Origin of the sequence: Coleofasciculus sp. FACHB-542 (assembly GCF_014695825.1) — a bacterium.
Lineage (GTDB): Bacteria > Cyanobacteriota > Cyanobacteriia > Cyanobacteriales > FACHB-T130 > FACHB-T130.
On record NZ_JACJPB010000036.1, the window covers coordinates 230,587 to 245,564 of the forward strand.

The following is a 14,978-nucleotide window of genomic DNA, read 5'->3' on the forward strand; positions in this document are numbered from 1 at the left end:
ACAGCATTAGCGTGTCCATACGTCTAAAAGGGCAATTCTAACTCGACGCACTCGTATAAAATCGCAGTGCAAACCGCCAGAAAACCCGCGAAGCGAATAATAGCGCCAACGCCAGAATTCCCGCACTCACTATCCAACCCACCTCGACGCGCCCCAGCATCGCCTCCGCTGGGATAGTCGTTAAAAACGCTACTGGCACTATGAAAGTAAAGAAAAAACGGTAAGCAGCGGGATAAGCAACCATTGGGTATCGCCCAGCTTCTAAAAAGCCTCTGAGTACCTCAGTGACGTTGTAGATTTTCACAAACCAGATGCTAGTCGCCCCCAGCATAAACCACAGGCTGTACAGAATTGCGAAACCGAATAGTAGCGGTATCGTACTTAAGAAATAGTCGCTGATTCTCAAACCCAACCGCGCCCCAGCATAGCCAATCAGCACCCCTCCAAAGACTAAATCTGGCAGTCCCCAAGGAGAAAAGGCGCGGGTAGAAAGCCAAAATTGGCTGCTGATTGGCTTCAGCAGCACAAAGTCTAATGTCCCTTGCTGAACCTGATCGACAATCCGGTTTAAATTAGGCACCAAAAAGCTATTAGAAAAGCCTTGCAGGATCGTAAAAACTCCCAACACAACCAAAGCTTCCTCCCATTTCCACCCTTCAAAGGTGTAACCATTGCGGTAAAACAAGGACAACCCAAACATACTACCGGCTAAGTTTCCCAAACTACTGAGTGCTGCTAGAACAAAATTAACCCGGTATTCAAGTTCGGCAGCGATCGCTGTACTCCAAAATAGCTTTAGTACCCGTAGATATCGTTGCATCTTCTCAAGGTTGCAAGGTGTGCCAATTTGAAAGTAACGCGATTTAGTCCTAGCAAGACTGCGAGAGCGATCGCGTCTTTAAATCCCACTTTTCTGACGCGGATCGTCGCTGGGAGGATGCCAGCCGCCTTGCACCCAAAACCGACGAGATTTCTGAATAAAACCATCATTATGAAACTCATCATTAAAATCAAGTCGATTGCAAGTAGCTCTACCTGTAGGGGTCATCCCTAAAATCTTGATACCGTCTGCTGTCCAGATAAAATGCTCTATCCACTGTTGCTGACGAGGATTAAATAAGGAGATTTCTTCTTGAGTCGCCGGGTCAATTCCAACTACAAAATTATAACGACGCTCATTACAGCGACGGCAAGCTAAAGCTAAATTTTCAATCTCATCAGACCCTCCCAAAGACTGCGGGAACAAATGCTCTATGGTGAGTAGAGATGTACTCAAAAATTCAGGAGAATGGCAATACTCGCACAAATATTTTGCTCGTTGCCGTACCAACTGCTGGAGCTTATTTGAAATCGTCACGGTTGAGCAGCAATTTGGGCGTTGATGTAGGTAAAAATCATGTCTAATTCTCCTATACCCTCCAGTTCAGCAGCTTCTTCTGGCGTGAGAAAATCAGCCTTTTTTTTCTCCAAAAGTTCTTCCATCCGGGACTGGAGTTCTTCTGTGAACTTGAAAAGATTCATATTCTTTACTTTTTCAACTCGGATGCCAGTCGTTAGCCAAGAAGAGGGTCTAATTACTACTGGGGTCATGGCATTCTCACAGTCGATTTAGTTCTAGTGTACTATTAAGCGCGATCGCGCCTTCACACTTCATATCTATGAGCGATGAATAGTTAGGGATGCGATCGCTGTACTCCAAAATAGCTTTAGTACCCATAGATATCGTTGCATCTTCTCAAGGTTGCAAGGTGTGCCAATTTGAAAGTAACGCGATTTGCGGATAGCAACACGGCGAAAGCGATCGCACTCTTCCCCTCTTTCTTCCTACGCCCCCATCCCCGAATATTGTTTCAATCCCCGCCGCCACATCCAACGATTCCAGACAAAAAACAGCAAACACCAACCGAACATTGCCAACAAACCCCGCCCTAAATCCACTGGCAACCCTACCAACAAGGCCGCCGGGAAATGCACCAGATAGGGAAATGGCGTCCACAGCACCACCTCACGCACCGCTGGCGGAAAAACTTCTAGAGGTGCCACAACGCCAGAAAGAAACAGATACAGCAGAAACCAGAATTGTTCGATGGCGCTAGCGCGTTCCGTCCAAAAAGCGAACAGAGCAAACGTGTATTGGATGAGAAAGCGGAGAGTGAAGGCGATCGCTAACACCCCGAAAAATAATAAAATTGTCCCCACACTCGGCAACCAAAGAGCCTTCGGGTAGAGAGTGAAAAACAAGATTATCAACCCCGCAATGAACGGTAAACGGGCAAGGCGTTCGGAAAGATGAGAAGCGACATGATGCCACACCGGGTCTAAGGGTTGCAGCAGTCGAGAAGACAACGTCCCTTGTACCACCTGCTTCTCAAATTCCCAAATCACCCAAACAACCGTAAACTGCCTAACCAGAAAAGCTGCAATGAAATAGCGGGCAAAATCTACTGGCGACAGTCCAAATTGTCCACCTTGCGATGCTGCTTCCATCCAAATCCCCATCAAGATGAAGGGCACAGAACCTGATAACGCCCACAAAAATAACTCTGCCCGATACTCCACCATATGAGCGTAATAAGCTATCAGCAAAGTTTTGGCGGTTCTAATTGCTGAACTCATACAACGACTCCCGCCCGAAACACCTGACCAATGACTTCTTCAATCGGCGGGTCAGTCACTGCCAAATCCAATACATCCATTTCTGCCAAAATTTTAGCGACTGTGCGTGTCAGTGCCTCCCGCCGCACCAGCAATCGCACTACTTGACCTTCTACCGCTTTGATTTCACCATAAGACTTTAAAGATGCCAAACTTCCCCTTTCTACATCATCTTTCGGTAGCGGATGCGCCAACTCTACTTTCACCTCGCGGTAGGGGGCAAAGCGGTCTAGAAGTCCATCCAAACTACCATCATAAATTAGCTGACCTTGATGAATCAGTAGCACCCGCTGACACAAAGCCGTGATGTCTGCCATGTAGTGGCTGGTTAAGAGAATCGTCGCTCCATAGAGCTGATTGTACTCCCGCAAAAATTCCCGCACCCCCACCTGAGCATTGATATCCAGCCCCAGCGTCGGCTCATCCAAAAATAGTACCTTGGGCTGGTGGAGGAGGGCGGCTAACAACTCAGCCTTCATCCGTTCCCCCAAAGAAAGCTTTCGCACCGGCTGATTCAGCTTGCCTTGCAATGAAAGCATCTCAGTCAGCTCCCCCACCATCCGCCGAAACTCTTTGTCGGAGATGTTATAAACAGCGGCGTTTATCCTCAGCGAGTCCATCGCTGGCAAGTCCCAGAGCAACTGCTGCTTTTGCCCCATCACTAGCGTAATTTGTTTTAAAAAGGACGCCTGACGCTGGAAAGGAACCTGTCCCGCCACTCTTACATTCCCTGCGGAGGGATGGATTAACCCCGTGAGCATCTTCAGAGTCGTCGTTTTTCCCGCGCCATTGGCACCTAAAAACCCCACGACTTCCCCCGGTTCAATCTCGAAGGAGACATCTTGAACCGCCTTTACCTCGCGGTAGGTGCGGCGCAGAAAGTGCTGTAATGTCCCCTTAAGTCCGGGTTCTTTAACCGCCACTGGGTAGACTTTGCTCAGTTTCTCAGCCGAGACAATAGGCATTGCAATTAGCTTTTTCTATAAATCTAACTTGATACTCTAAAAAGCGGCTGGATGTCCCTATCCAATGGCAAGACTTAAACAGGTATCCTAGATTACTCTCGATTCCAGATCGAGCTTTTCCAATCTCAAGGTATTTACGTTTTTGTCTATCTACGCCATAAACAGCAATGGGCAGTTTGCCGATGGTTGGGGGTTTCAGATGGATGATATCAACGAAATAGGGCAGAGGTATCCCCTGCCCTAGATAGCGCCGCCTCTCGTTAACTTACGGACTATGCATAAACTCGACCGTTGAGATAATAGTCTCGCGTACCCTTGGCGTTGATAGCTTCTCCCAACCGATTTAAAGCATGGACGTAAGCTGCTGTTCGCATCGAAATCGCTAGTTCCTGAGATATCGACCAAATTTTCTCAGTTTCTTCGACCATTTTTTCCATTAAGCGTTGATTGACTTCTTTGAGCGTCCAATAAAGTCCGCTGCGATTTTGTACCCATTCAAAGTAGCTGACTGTAACACCGCCCGCATTAACTAAAATATCGGGAAAGACGTAAATTCCTCGTTCTTCCAAAATTCTGTCAGCCGCCGAACTAACTGGACCGTTGGCGACTTCAAAAATATATCTTGCTTTGATATCTTTGACATTCGCCTCATTAATTTGATTTTCTAAGGCGGCGGGAATCAAGACATCCACATCTAAAGCTAAAAGTTCCTCGTTGCTGATGACTTCGTGTTCATCCATGTGGCAAACGGTGTCTTGGCAGTAGAGGGCTTTAATACCTTTGCTGGAGACTTTATATTGCCGAATACTGGGAATATCTAAACCTTTTTTGGAATAGACACCACCTTGGGAATCGCTAACCGCAACAACTTTATATCCGGCTTTGTAGAGTAATTCTGCTATCTCTGCACCAGCATTCCCAAATCCTTGAACGGCTACGGTTGTCTCTTGAGGGAGTCGATCGACTTTGCTCATGATACTTTCAATCACAAAGAAAGCACCCATAGCGGTAGCAGTATCTCTGCCTAAACTACCCCCCATTGTTAACGGTTTGCCGGTGACAACGGCTGGAGTAATTTGACGGCGGATGATACTGTATTGATCCATCATCCAACCCATAATCATGGGATTGGTGTATACGTCGGGTGCTGGAATATCCACGTCAGGGCCAATAAAGTCTGCGATCGCATCCACATAACCCCGACTCAACCGTTCTAACTCCATCTTCGAGAGTTCTTTCGGATTCAGCGTAATTCCCCCTTTCGCTCCGCCAAACGGTAAATTTAATACCGCACACTTAAAAGTCATCCAAAAGGCTAAGGATTGCACTTCATCCATTGAAACATTGGGGTGATAGCGTACCCCTCCTTTAGTCGGCCCTCTGGTATCATCGTAACGGACACGATAGCCCTGAAAAATCCTCAAAGTGCCGTTATCCATCCGGACAGGAATTGAAACGGCTAAACTGGCTTTTGGATATTTTAAGTGTTCGGCTGCATCGTCGGAAATAGAAACAAATTTTAGGGCTTGTTCTAATCTTTGGCTAGCATCAGCAAATAATGAGTCTGACATCCCACGATTCCTCCTGTTGCACGATCAAGCTGGTATGCAAATACAAATTTCACTTTAAGAAAAGCAGAATGGTGCAAATTAAGCTAATTCTTGAGGATTGGAAGTGAAAAAGTTAACTGGTATGCAGCATAACCAATTACCCATTACAAACCCTACAAGTAATGTTTAATTACACCACCTGTTTCAGTAGATTCTCGCAATAGAAAACGATTGCTTTGGCTAGGGTTCTTAATTAAGTAGGCAAAAACCGAACCCTCTCTAAACCTATTTTTCAATCGGTAACTTTGCGAGTTGCTCATTGTCGAGTTTCTCAGCAAAGTGAGGATTTTTGGTTTATTGTTACCGACTTAATAAGTGTGCGCGTCGCACGTATTGCAATTAATTTTCTTTCTTGGAAGACGCTTAACTTTCCCTACCAACATTAAAACACAAAAAAAACTGTATTATATGTAACATTTTAAGAATAAGCGACACAATTCCGGTTTAAGTGGAGTTTGGGACAGCGGATGAGGGGGGATGACCCATCAGCGCGATCGCTGTTTATGAAATATCTTGGAAATTAGTGGCAAGCTCTCTAAAGCAGTGTGAAACTGTAAACAGAGGAAATAATTCTCGTCTGCCCTGATGTCAAGCAATCAGTTCTTGTGTCGGCTGAATTCTTATGATTGAAATCTTAGCCGCACTCTCTGCATCTGCGGCGGCAGGAATGAGAGTAGCTCTTCCCTTGCTGGTAATTGGTCTATTGCATAGTACCAATCTCTGGTCAAGCGTGCCCCTATTGTCGCGCTTTCCTCCTCCTGTCGTTTTAGGAGTGCTAACCAGCTGGTCGTTATTTGAGCTGTTCGCCTCGAAAAAGCTGTTGGGTCAGCGCGTACTGCAACTGATCCAGCTACTTTTCAGCCCAATTGTCGGAGCGATTATGGGCGTTGCCGTTGCCCAAATTGCTGGCGCTACCACTGGCCTTCTCTGGATAGTTGCTGTGGTGGGCAGCTTATTAGCGTTCGTCCTCCAGCTAGTTCAGGTCGGCTGGTTCTACCGCTTGCGGCGTTTACCGCTGTGGGTCGTCTTTTTGCAAGATGTTCTGTGCGTTGTCTTGGTCGTCTTCGCTTTCGATGCGCCCAAACATGGAGGACTCATCGCCTTACTCTTGTTGTGGCTAGCTATTCGCAGCTCCAAGGAATGGTATCGCTGGTATCGAGGACAAAAACGCTCTAGGGGACACTATCAGCAACCCGACTAAAGGAAAGCAAAAGTAAAAAGGCAAAAGAAAGGATTGTTTGTTTTTAGTTTGGCTTTTTTACTTTTTTGTTTTATTTTTAGTTTTTACATTAGTCCGACAAAGTGTAGAGGGCCGCGACCGCTAATTAACTCGATTACTAAGGCAAGAAAGCCAAGCATTGCCAGCCGTCCGTTCCAGACTTCTGCTGCTGTGGTCATGCCCCACTCCCAGCGCTCTTGGGGATACATTTTGACTTTCTTCTTGAGCTGCGTGACTTGGGATAGCTTCAAGCTGGGGGCGTCGAGAGCATCAACCACCAAAGTCGCCATTGCTTCAATAAAGCGGGGATGAGTATCTAGTGCTGGCACGCGGCGGAAGTCGTGGATGCCAGATTCTTCTGCCAGTTCGCGGTACTCAATGTCAATTTCTTGTAGGGTTTCGATATGCTCGGAGACAAAGCTAATCGGTACAACCAACAAATTTTCGACTCCCTTGGCTCCCAGTTCTTTTAGAGCGTCTTCGGTATAGGGTTTAAGCCACTCGACTGGCCCGACTCGACTTTGATAAGCCAAGGTGTGGGAATTGGGTCGATTGAGGGTCTGCATAATTAGAGCGGTGCAGTCCTCAATTTCTCTTTGATAGGGATCTCCGGCTTCTTCAACGTAGCTGACAGGAACACCGTGGGCGCTAAAAAAGAGATGAACTTGGTCGGGATTGGGAAATTGGTCCAGTTCTTGGGTAATCAACTCAGCCATTGCTTGTAGGTAGCTGGGTTGGTGATACCAGGAGGGAATGACGGTGTATTCGATTCGGCTCAGTGCTGGGTCTTCCTGCCACAGTCTTTCTAAAAGGCGGAAGCTGGAACCGCTGGTGCTGATGGAAAATTGAGGATAGAGGGGCAGAATTACCAGGTGTTCTATGGCGTCGCGTTTGATGCGAGCGATCGCTTCTTCTGTAAAGGGATACCAGTAACGCATCCCGATGTAAATATTCGCTTCTTGTCCTTGTTGCTGCAATTTTGCCTGAAGCGCTTCTGCTTGGGCTTCTGTAATCCGCCGCAGTGGGGAGCCGCCCCCGATTTCCCGATAGTTTTCTTGCGATTTTTTGGTTCTTAAGGTGGAAATCAGCCACGCTAAGGGTTTCTGTAGCCCAGAAAAGGGTATGCGAATAATCTCTGGGTCGGAAAACAGATTAAACAGAAAAGGCCCAACATCCTCTAAATCATCCGGCCCACCCAGATTTAGTAGCAAAACTCCTACACGACCCATAGCGGTTACAGTTTCCAAATCTTTCATTTTCGTTACTGATTTTAACAATAATATTCTTTTAAAGGTTCGGGTCTGCAATAAGAGATACAGATTTTAACTACGGGTAGAGTAGTGGCTACTATTTTAAGTACTTGGAGTTATCAACACCAATGGCTGTATGATGCGATCGCTCGTTTAGCTGCTGTGAGTGTAGGCGGGGAAGCAAGATTTCGTCAACTACCTTTGCAAGGGTTAACGATCGATTCAGAAACGTGCTGCTATGCATGAAATGGAACCCGATCGATTGCGGCAAATTCTCCAAGAAGTTTACCGGGTACTAAAACCGGGAGGTATCTTTGCCTTGGTCGATTTTCATCGTCCCACAAATCCGCTATTTTGGCCTCCAAGCTCCCTATTTTTGTGGCTGTTTGAAACAGAAACCGTTTGGCAGCTGTTAAAGACGGATTTGGCTGGGTTGTTGCAGGAGATTGGGTTTAATCTGGTGGAAGAACCGACTCTCCATGCAGGTGGAAGTTTGCAGGTGATTCACGCCCAGAAATAAACCACTCCAGAACGCACCAGAAACAGAGCCAGGGGGAAGCAGCGCCTCTACTCTGCATTCCCAGATACACGAATTAGCTGCAAATGAGACGCCTTCTCTTGCCTCACAAGCAGCTACTCGCACCCGAAAATCAAGGAAATATATCACGATGAAAAGCGAAACAATTGAGCTATTATCAAGCCGAGAGTTAGATAAAATGCGTCAGGCTGGACGCTTGGCGGCTGAACTCCTCAACCATCTAGAACCGATGGTCAAGCCAGGAGTCAGTACCCTAGAAATCAACGATGAAGCCGAACGCTGGACTTTGGCTCACAAAGCGAAAAGCGCCCCGCTGGGCTACAAGGGATTTCCCAAGTCTCTTTGCACCAGTATCAACGAAGTGGTCTGTCACGGCATCCCCAGCGCTAAACAGGTTCTCAAAGAAGGAGACATCATTAACATTGATGTGACGCCGCTGGTGGATGGCTACCACGGCGATACCTCTAAGACGTTTTTTGTCGGGAAGCCCTCACCCATCGCGAAAAAGTTGGTTGAGGTGACGCTGGAGTGCCTAAACAGAGGAATTGCTGAAGTCAAGCCGGGGGCGCGGATTGGCGATATTGGGGCAGCGATTCAACAGTACGCTGAAGGAGAAGGTTTTTCTGTGGTGCGGAACTTCGCGGGACACGGTGTTCACCGCATTTTCCATACTGCACCAGAGATCCTCCATTATGGTAGACGCGGAACCGGGAAGCGTCTGAGACCGGGCATGGTTTTTACGATTGAACCGATGATTAATGAGGGAACTTGGGAAGTCGAGCTTCTCGACGATGGGTGGACAGCTGTCACACTCGATCGCAAGCTCTCCGCTCAGTTTGAGCATACGGTGGCTGTTACTGAGTCAGGCGTCGAAATCCTTACCCAAGCTTAAGATTAGGGGTTCCCCAATCAAAGGTTGCTTTGTCGGTATCGAGAAATTGCTGGGAATTTATCAGGAGCGTAGATGCACCAGGTTTTGGTTAAAAAATCTAAAATTGTTTGGCTTCTACCCAATTCTTCGCCGCAGTACCTTTGGGAGGATAAATTCATGGAAATCCCTGAGGTGAAAGCATCCCCCGGCTTATAGCCGTGGGGAGTTTCAACGGCGTTGTTTTTGTAATTCAGCAACTTGTGCTTCTAGTTTGTTGATACGCTGCTTGAGTTCGATTACCAGAGTGGCTAGGCGGTCAAACATGGGGTCTGCTGAGGCTGGTCGATTGCCTCTAGGGGCGATAGGAGGCGCTGGTTTCGTTGAGCCGGTTCTTCCAGAGGGGGACTGGTTCTGTCCTTGTAACTGCGACTGTAGCTGATTTATTTGCGATCGCAATTGATAAGTTTCGGATTCCAATCTAGAAATCCGCGATTCTAAGTAAGATGACTCTTGCGCCAGTGTTTGTTTGGGCAGCAAGGCGATTCCCAACATGATGGCAAGGCAAAACAACTCCATTTTTCTGAACATACATTATCGATCCTCCTAGGGAGGACAATGCGTGTGTTGGTAATTTCATGGGGCACTCAGCGATCGCTTTCACCAAGCGATCGCCCTAAATTAAATCAGAACAAGCAGGCTGTGTGGGTGTATCGATTGATTCAGGCGCTTGGACTTTCGTCTTTCTAATTTTTGATTTTTTGCTTTGCGTCCAGCTACAGATATCACGCGCTAGCTGTTTCCCATTGACTGCACAGTTAGAAGCTTTTTTGGTAAACTCTTCTACCGATGTAGTCGGGTCGCTCGGTCGAGATTTCACAAGACCATGAGCGCATTCATTCCGGTCGTAGCTCCAGAGCCTCACAGCATCAATCAAATCTTCCCTAGTTTTATACGGAACTTTCTCATCCCGCCTTTTCCATTCCTGAATCAATCTTCCTAGGAAAGTTTCTTTATTTGTAAACTGATGAGTTTCTCCGGCTTCTTTCAGTCTAACAACTAAGTAACTGAGAAGCCGATCTGAAATGATGCTTTCCGCAATCATAATTGATTCCACGAAAACACTTTCTTCAGAAAGTGCTAGTAAATGTTAATTAAGTTGTTTTCGCTTTCCCCGTTCGGCGATTCTGCGTCAAGCGCTGGAGCATCAATCGGCTCAGGACTACATAAATCATACCTTCGTGATTTTCAGGCAATCTTTCAGAGCCGCGAGTCAGGATTCTTATCTCTTGGCGCACCGCTGCTTCCTATCTATTTACAAACAGTCTCTTAAACATAGCCAGCGCTAGCCCTAACCTTCACAGGAACTTTATCTTATCCTCTATCTAAAGACGTATCCTTTAAGGCGGTAAGCCCTCGTACTGTATGCTTTAGGAATTAAAAAATTCAGTGTATACAGTGATTGCATCTATCTAAAGTATGTATTTTTTTGATGAGGATCGAGTGTAGGTGCTTGCGAACGCCAGAAAAGGTGTGTCATTCTTAATTCAACAAGCGAGCGCACTAAAGCTCAAAAAATTCACAAGCAAGCTAATCGCTAAAAGCATCTACATAATTTGATACTTGCAATCGCTCTTACCCAACCTCTCAAGCATTACTTGAAGAGATGGGAAAGATTCGCTTGGATTTCTGAGAAGTGTGGAGCGATTCTGAAAGGAAAGCTTACCTCAAACTAACTCTGACATTAACGTTCACCGTAGAGACAGGAAACTAATGACTAACGCAAATTTACTGAAAAAGTTACCAATGGCTGCTACTTTAAAAAATGCTGGAATTAGCTTAGCGAGTTTAGCTGCTGTGCTGAGTAGTACTCCCTCCTATGCTGCAAGTTTTACCTTTAATCCTGCAAACACCCAGACAATTGGTAGTGTTACAACAAGCGATGGAGAGGCCATCTTAAATTCTTCTGGGACATCTGATTCCGAGATAGAGCAATTCTTGGGCTTAAATGCAGGTAGTTTAGACGCTGTTCAAGGTCAAAATGCTACTAATGGTTCTGCTCTGAAAACAACAATCAAAGCCAAAGCAGGAGATGTATTTAGTTTTGATTGGAAGTTTAACGCTGGTGACTACCTGCCATACAATGATTTTTCCTTTTTCTCCATCGGTTCTGTTATCCAGAAACTAGGTGATGTTGCTCTATCAGGTAATTATGGTGAAGCCAACGGAGTCAATACTACTTATACTTTCACCGCAGATGGAATTTACACTGTAGGGTATGGGGTTCTCAATTTGCTCGATAGTGGGCTTGATTCAAAGTTAACGATTAGCAAAAAAGGTGCTTACACTGAAACAGCTCCTGTTCCTGAACCTGCTTCTGTATTAGGTCTGTTAGCATTTGGTGCTATGGGTGCAGGTTCCCTGAAGCGCAAACAGCAGCAGAAAGTTGCAGTCAAAGCATAAGTGAATAAAAACCGAATTTAATTTAGTTGCTGCTGTATCCAAGATACAGCAGCTTTTCAATTTAAGTTTTCCTAGTATACGATCGCTCTTATCCAGTCAATGCGCTCCTCCATGCACTCAAAGGCAAACTTATAGGATGAAAACTTGATGATATTTTTGGTTGTTTCAGTTTTCATCCCATTAACCTTTGCGAGAGTCGGCAGTATGGCACTCAGAACAGATCAGCCAAATTCCTCAAAACTTAAGTTGTGTACTCAGCGTTAATCTTCACATAGTCATAACTCAAGTCGCAGCCCCAAGCGACACCAGAACCCGAACCATTCCCGATGCTCAGCGCGATCGCAACGGTCTGATCTTTAAAATCAGTCGGCGATGCAGGACGACTAAACGCAACAGGTTCACCCGACTCTACTTGCATTAAGTCATTGCTGGAATCAGTGCTGAGAACCTCTTTTGCCGACGCCGCCGCTGCTTGTTTTAAATAAGCACTCGCCGCCGCCCGATCGAAGGGCAACGGTTGACCATTTTCCATCAATAAGAAGTCCCCTAGCTGAATGCGGAGATGTTCTTGATCGAATAGCACTCCGGAACGACCCGCCGCTGCTGCAATTCTTCCCCAGTTTGGATCGTGCCCAAACACGGCTGACTTAACTAAGGATGAACCGACAACCGTTTTGGCAACCTGACGGGCAGCTTTTTCATCAGATGCGCCGGTAACTTGCACTTCAATTAAGCAGGTAGCCCCTTCGCCATCACGGGCGATCGCTTTCGCTAAATATTGGCAAACTTCAGTCAGCATCGCCTCTAATTTCTCGGCGTCTGGTCCCATCTCGGTAATCGCTGGGGTGCGAGATTCCCCATTTGCTAAGGCGATCAGCGTATCGTTGGTACTGGTATCGCCATCTACGGTAATTTGGTTAAAACTTTGGTCAGCGGCTCGACTCACCATTTTTTGCCAGAGAGAAGGAGCAACCGCCGCATCGCAAGTAACAAAAGCTAGCATCGTCGCCATGTTGGGATGAATCATCCCAGATCCCTTTGCCATACCGCCTATTCGCACCGGGCGATCGCCAAAAGTGGTCTCTAACGCAATCGATTTCGTCACTAAATCGGTAGTGACGATCGCTTGGGCTGCTGCATCGCCGCCGGTTTCAGAAGCAGCAGCGACCAATTTAGGAATCCCATCCCGCAGGGCATCCATCTTAATTCGTTGCCCAATAACGCCCGTAGATGCCAACAAGATAGAGTCAGAGGAGATATTCAGTATTTGAGCCAACATCTGAGCGCTTTCAATCGCGTCGATCCAACCTTGGGAACCCGTAGCGGCGTTGGCTTGCCCAGCATTGCAGAGAATTGCGTGGGCGCTGTGTTTGGTAGAGAGGTGCTGACGGCAATAATCGACACAGGCAGCGCGTACTTGACTGGTGGTGAAAACGCCTGCTGCGATCGCTTCTACCTCTGAATAAATTAGCGCTAAATCCGGTAAGCCTGAAGGCTTTAGTCCGGCGGCGATTCCAGCCGCCCGATACCCTCTAGGAGCCGTTACTCCACCACTAATGATTTGCCAGTTTGTCATCACTCCCCCTGAAAGATAAATGATGCAAATTTTAGCAATTCTCAGGGCTGCGGTGAGTGTTACTGAGTCATAAATTAAATTGGACGCGATCGCGTACCGCCCTTTGGGCATGAAAACAGCAAAGCGAGGCGTTAGCCTAGCGCCCAAAAAGTCAGTTCGCGTTGTGGATGTTCTCTACAGTTCACTCCCGTTCTACGCGAGCGATTGGGAAGAAGCGATCGCGTCCCCAGCAGCGCTGTCTAGTTTCGGAAGTTTGCGACTGGCACAGGTTTTCGCGGATCGGATTGCTAAAAATGGTGGTGAGTCTTTTAGGCTTGTAAGAACTAATCGTCCATCAGGCGACGAGCATCTTATCTCAAGCAAGCGGAAGTTCAGAAGCGATCGCTTGACCTTAATATCCTTTAATCTGTAAGCCTCAATACTTCAATTCTTCACCCGATAATGAAGCAATAAGACACCACTTGCATAGATTTTGCTGTCGGTGTGTTCTAAAGCGGTTTGCTTGATGACTCCAGAAAAAAGTGGAATGCCCGAACCGAATAGTACCGGACTCAACTTCAGGATGATCTCGTCAATCAAGTTTTCGCCAAGAAGCATTGTCGCTAGATCCGCGCCACCGCAAAGGTAGATGTCTTTGCCGGTTTCATTTTTCAATTTCCTGACCAATTCAGCAATATTGTCCGAAACGAGTTCAACATTCTCATCCGGACTTTCCTTCATCGTCCGCGAGAAAACGTACTGCTTCATCGCTGGATAAGGATTGGTAACGCCGAGCTTCAGTCCGAACTCGTATGTCCTGCGTCCCATTAAAACAACATCAAACTGCTTGAGCGATTCGAGATAATCGGTTATGTGTTCGCCTTCCGAAGGAAAACCATCAATTGTGTGGTCTTCGTGGGCAATAAACCCATCAATGGTACAAGCTACGTAATATTTTAGTTTTCGCATACAGCAATTCTGGTTTGGATGCAGTCCAGTTTTACCCCACCCCGGCTCTTCCCTGCAAGCAAAGAGAGAGTTGGGGGTGAGGTTTCGAGCTGCAAGACTCTCCAAAACTCTTGAAACCTTTGAAAAGCCGTTCGTTAGGCTTGTGTGGGAGCGAAACCCAACCAAAAACTGGCTGCTCGCTTCACATCGTAATCTACCAAAATCACCAGTCTGTCTGCTGCATTAGGCGGAAATAGAAGATGACTTTAGCTCTCCCGATAGGCTAGAGGGATCAATGCATTCAGCATCAGCGAGCGCCTCAAGTTGAGGAAATTTGATAAACCTGATTAAATCGGTTAAATAAGCAAAACTTAATTAGGCTGTTTATTCGGTCGAGCGATGACATCCAAGGAAATTTCTATGATTACCATTGGATTTTTCATTAACAAGTCTGCCTGATGTATGCAATTTGAGCGATCGCGCTGCCTTGAATTAGGTTTTAGCTCAAATTCAGGAGTTTAGATAATCACCCGTTAATCAGCCTATTGGTTTAGCTGATTATGGCGTCTAATCTAAAGAAAAAATTTATAAATACCATTGAAGATTCCACTGATAAGTAACGCTTTTTAGCTAGGCGCTCACTAATCAAGGTGATATATTTACCTTTAACGCAGAGGAAAAGCAGCGTTACCTGACGCAAAGAAGCTAGCGCGACCAACCTCAGCAAATTTTTCAAAAGCTAATTGTCGTAAATCTATCATTAGGTTCGCGACTTGGTTGTAGCAAACAACCGTCAATTTTAGTGCATTAAACCTTTGACCCTTCTAGGAAATCGGTCTGTTATGCCTCTAATTGGCATGGCTTTTGCGTTCAAAAAGCGTTCTTTTAATTAAGATAGCTCTTCCGT

The 14,978-nt window shown here is 46.4% G+C and carries 15 protein-coding genes and 1 pseudogene; 5 read left to right on the forward strand and 11 right to left on the reverse strand.

Annotated elements, in window-relative coordinates:
* Positions 1–37: 37 nt before the first annotated feature.
* The 6 genes from H6F52_RS12945 to H6F52_RS12970 all read right to left on the reverse strand — a co-directional run bounded on the left by H6F52_RS12945 (position 38) and on the right by H6F52_RS12970 (position 5,191).
* Positions 38–820, reverse strand: a complete 783-nt coding sequence (locus tag H6F52_RS12945; protein WP_190410112.1) for an ABC transporter permease — start codon at positions 818–820, stop codon at positions 38–40.
* A gap of 78 nt (positions 821–898) precedes the next feature.
* Complete coding sequence (locus H6F52_RS12950) at positions 899–1,357, reverse strand: HNH endonuclease (protein ID WP_190535217.1); 459 nt, start codon at positions 1,355–1,357, stop codon at positions 899–901.
* On the reverse strand, positions 1,354–1,590 hold the full coding sequence (locus tag H6F52_RS12955) for a hypothetical protein (RefSeq protein WP_190535222.1): 237 nt from the start codon (positions 1,588–1,590) through the stop codon (positions 1,354–1,356). The genes H6F52_RS12950 and H6F52_RS12955 overlap by 4 nt, the downstream gene beginning before the upstream one ends.
* Positions 1,591–1,824: 234 nt before the next feature.
* Positions 1,825–2,616: an ABC-2 family transporter protein gene (locus tag H6F52_RS12960; RefSeq protein WP_190430495.1), complete on the reverse strand. Its 792-nt coding sequence runs from the start codon at positions 2,614–2,616 to the stop codon at positions 1,825–1,827.
* Positions 2,613–3,620, reverse strand: coding sequence for an ATP-binding cassette domain-containing protein (locus H6F52_RS12965; protein ID WP_190430496.1), 1,008 nt, complete (start codon positions 3,618–3,620; stop codon positions 2,613–2,615). The genes H6F52_RS12960 and H6F52_RS12965 overlap by 4 nt, the downstream gene beginning before the upstream one ends.
* A 272-nt stretch (positions 3,621–3,892) precedes the next feature.
* Entirely contained in the window at positions 3,893–5,191 is a 1,299-nt protein-coding gene (locus tag H6F52_RS12970; protein WP_190535225.1) for a Glu/Leu/Phe/Val dehydrogenase, read from the reverse strand.
* Positions 5,192–5,852: 661 nt separating this feature from the next.
* Between H6F52_RS12970 and H6F52_RS12975 the strand changes: the two genes are divergently transcribed.
* Positions 5,853–6,431, forward strand: coding sequence for a DUF4126 domain-containing protein (locus H6F52_RS12975; protein WP_190535228.1), 579 nt, complete (start codon positions 5,853–5,855; stop codon positions 6,429–6,431).
* 83 nt (positions 6,432–6,514) lie between these two features.
* Here the strand turns inward: H6F52_RS12975 and hemH are convergent, their stop codons facing one another.
* Positions 6,515–7,678 (reverse strand): ferrochelatase, encoded by a 1,164-nt coding sequence (hemH, locus tag H6F52_RS12980; protein ID WP_190535339.1) that lies wholly within the window; start codon positions 7,676–7,678, stop codon positions 6,515–6,517.
* 111 nt (positions 7,679–7,789) lie between these two features.
* Between hemH and H6F52_RS12985 the strand changes: the two are divergent.
* Together H6F52_RS12985 and map are read left to right on the forward strand one after the other, a co-directional pair.
* Positions 7,790–8,219, forward strand: a pseudogene (locus H6F52_RS12985) (methyltransferase domain-containing protein).
* A gap of 148 nt (positions 8,220–8,367) precedes the next feature.
* Positions 8,368–9,129 carry a type I methionyl aminopeptidase gene (gene map, locus H6F52_RS12990; protein ID WP_190535230.1) on the forward strand — a complete coding sequence of 254 codons (762 nt, stop codon included), beginning with the start codon at positions 8,368–8,370 and terminating at the stop codon, positions 9,127–9,129.
* A 207-nt stretch (positions 9,130–9,336) separates the two neighbouring features.
* On the opposite strand, the gene H6F52_RS12995 is transcribed toward map, so the two are convergent.
* Together H6F52_RS12995 and H6F52_RS13000 are read right to left on the reverse strand one after the other, a co-directional pair.
* On the reverse strand, positions 9,337–9,696 hold the full coding sequence (locus H6F52_RS12995) for a hypothetical protein (protein ID WP_190535233.1): 360 nt from the start codon (positions 9,694–9,696) through the stop codon (positions 9,337–9,339).
* 85 nt (positions 9,697–9,781) lie between these two features.
* Complete coding sequence (locus tag H6F52_RS13000; RefSeq protein ID WP_190535236.1) at positions 9,782–10,222, reverse strand: hypothetical protein; 441 nt, start codon at positions 10,220–10,222, stop codon at positions 9,782–9,784.
* 656 nt (positions 10,223–10,878) lie between these two features.
* Here H6F52_RS13000 and H6F52_RS25245 point away from each other — a divergent pair.
* The gene (locus tag H6F52_RS25245; protein WP_199300536.1) at positions 10,879–11,568 is read left to right on the forward strand and encodes a PEP-CTERM sorting domain-containing protein; all 690 of its coding nucleotides are present in this window, start codon (positions 10,879–10,881) and stop codon (positions 11,566–11,568) included.
* A gap of 241 nt (positions 11,569–11,809) precedes the next feature.
* Here the strand turns inward: H6F52_RS25245 and argJ are convergent, their stop codons facing one another.
* Positions 11,810–13,144 carry a bifunctional ornithine acetyltransferase/N-acetylglutamate synthase gene (gene argJ, locus H6F52_RS13010; protein ID WP_190535342.1) on the reverse strand — a complete coding sequence of 445 codons (1,335 nt, stop codon included), beginning with the start codon at positions 13,142–13,144 and terminating at the stop codon, positions 11,810–11,812.
* Between the two features lie 109 nt (positions 13,145–13,253).
* Here argJ and H6F52_RS13015 point away from each other — a divergent pair, with 109 nt between their 5' ends.
* Positions 13,254–13,556, forward strand: coding sequence for a hypothetical protein (locus H6F52_RS13015; RefSeq protein ID WP_190535238.1), 303 nt, complete (start codon positions 13,254–13,256; stop codon positions 13,554–13,556).
* 11 nt (positions 13,557–13,567) lie between these two features.
* On the opposite strand, the gene H6F52_RS13020 is transcribed toward H6F52_RS13015, so the two are convergent.
* Entirely contained in the window at positions 13,568–14,092 is a 525-nt protein-coding gene (locus H6F52_RS13020) for a dihydrofolate reductase family protein (protein ID WP_190535241.1), read from the reverse strand.
* Positions 14,093–14,978: the final 886 nt, after the last annotated feature.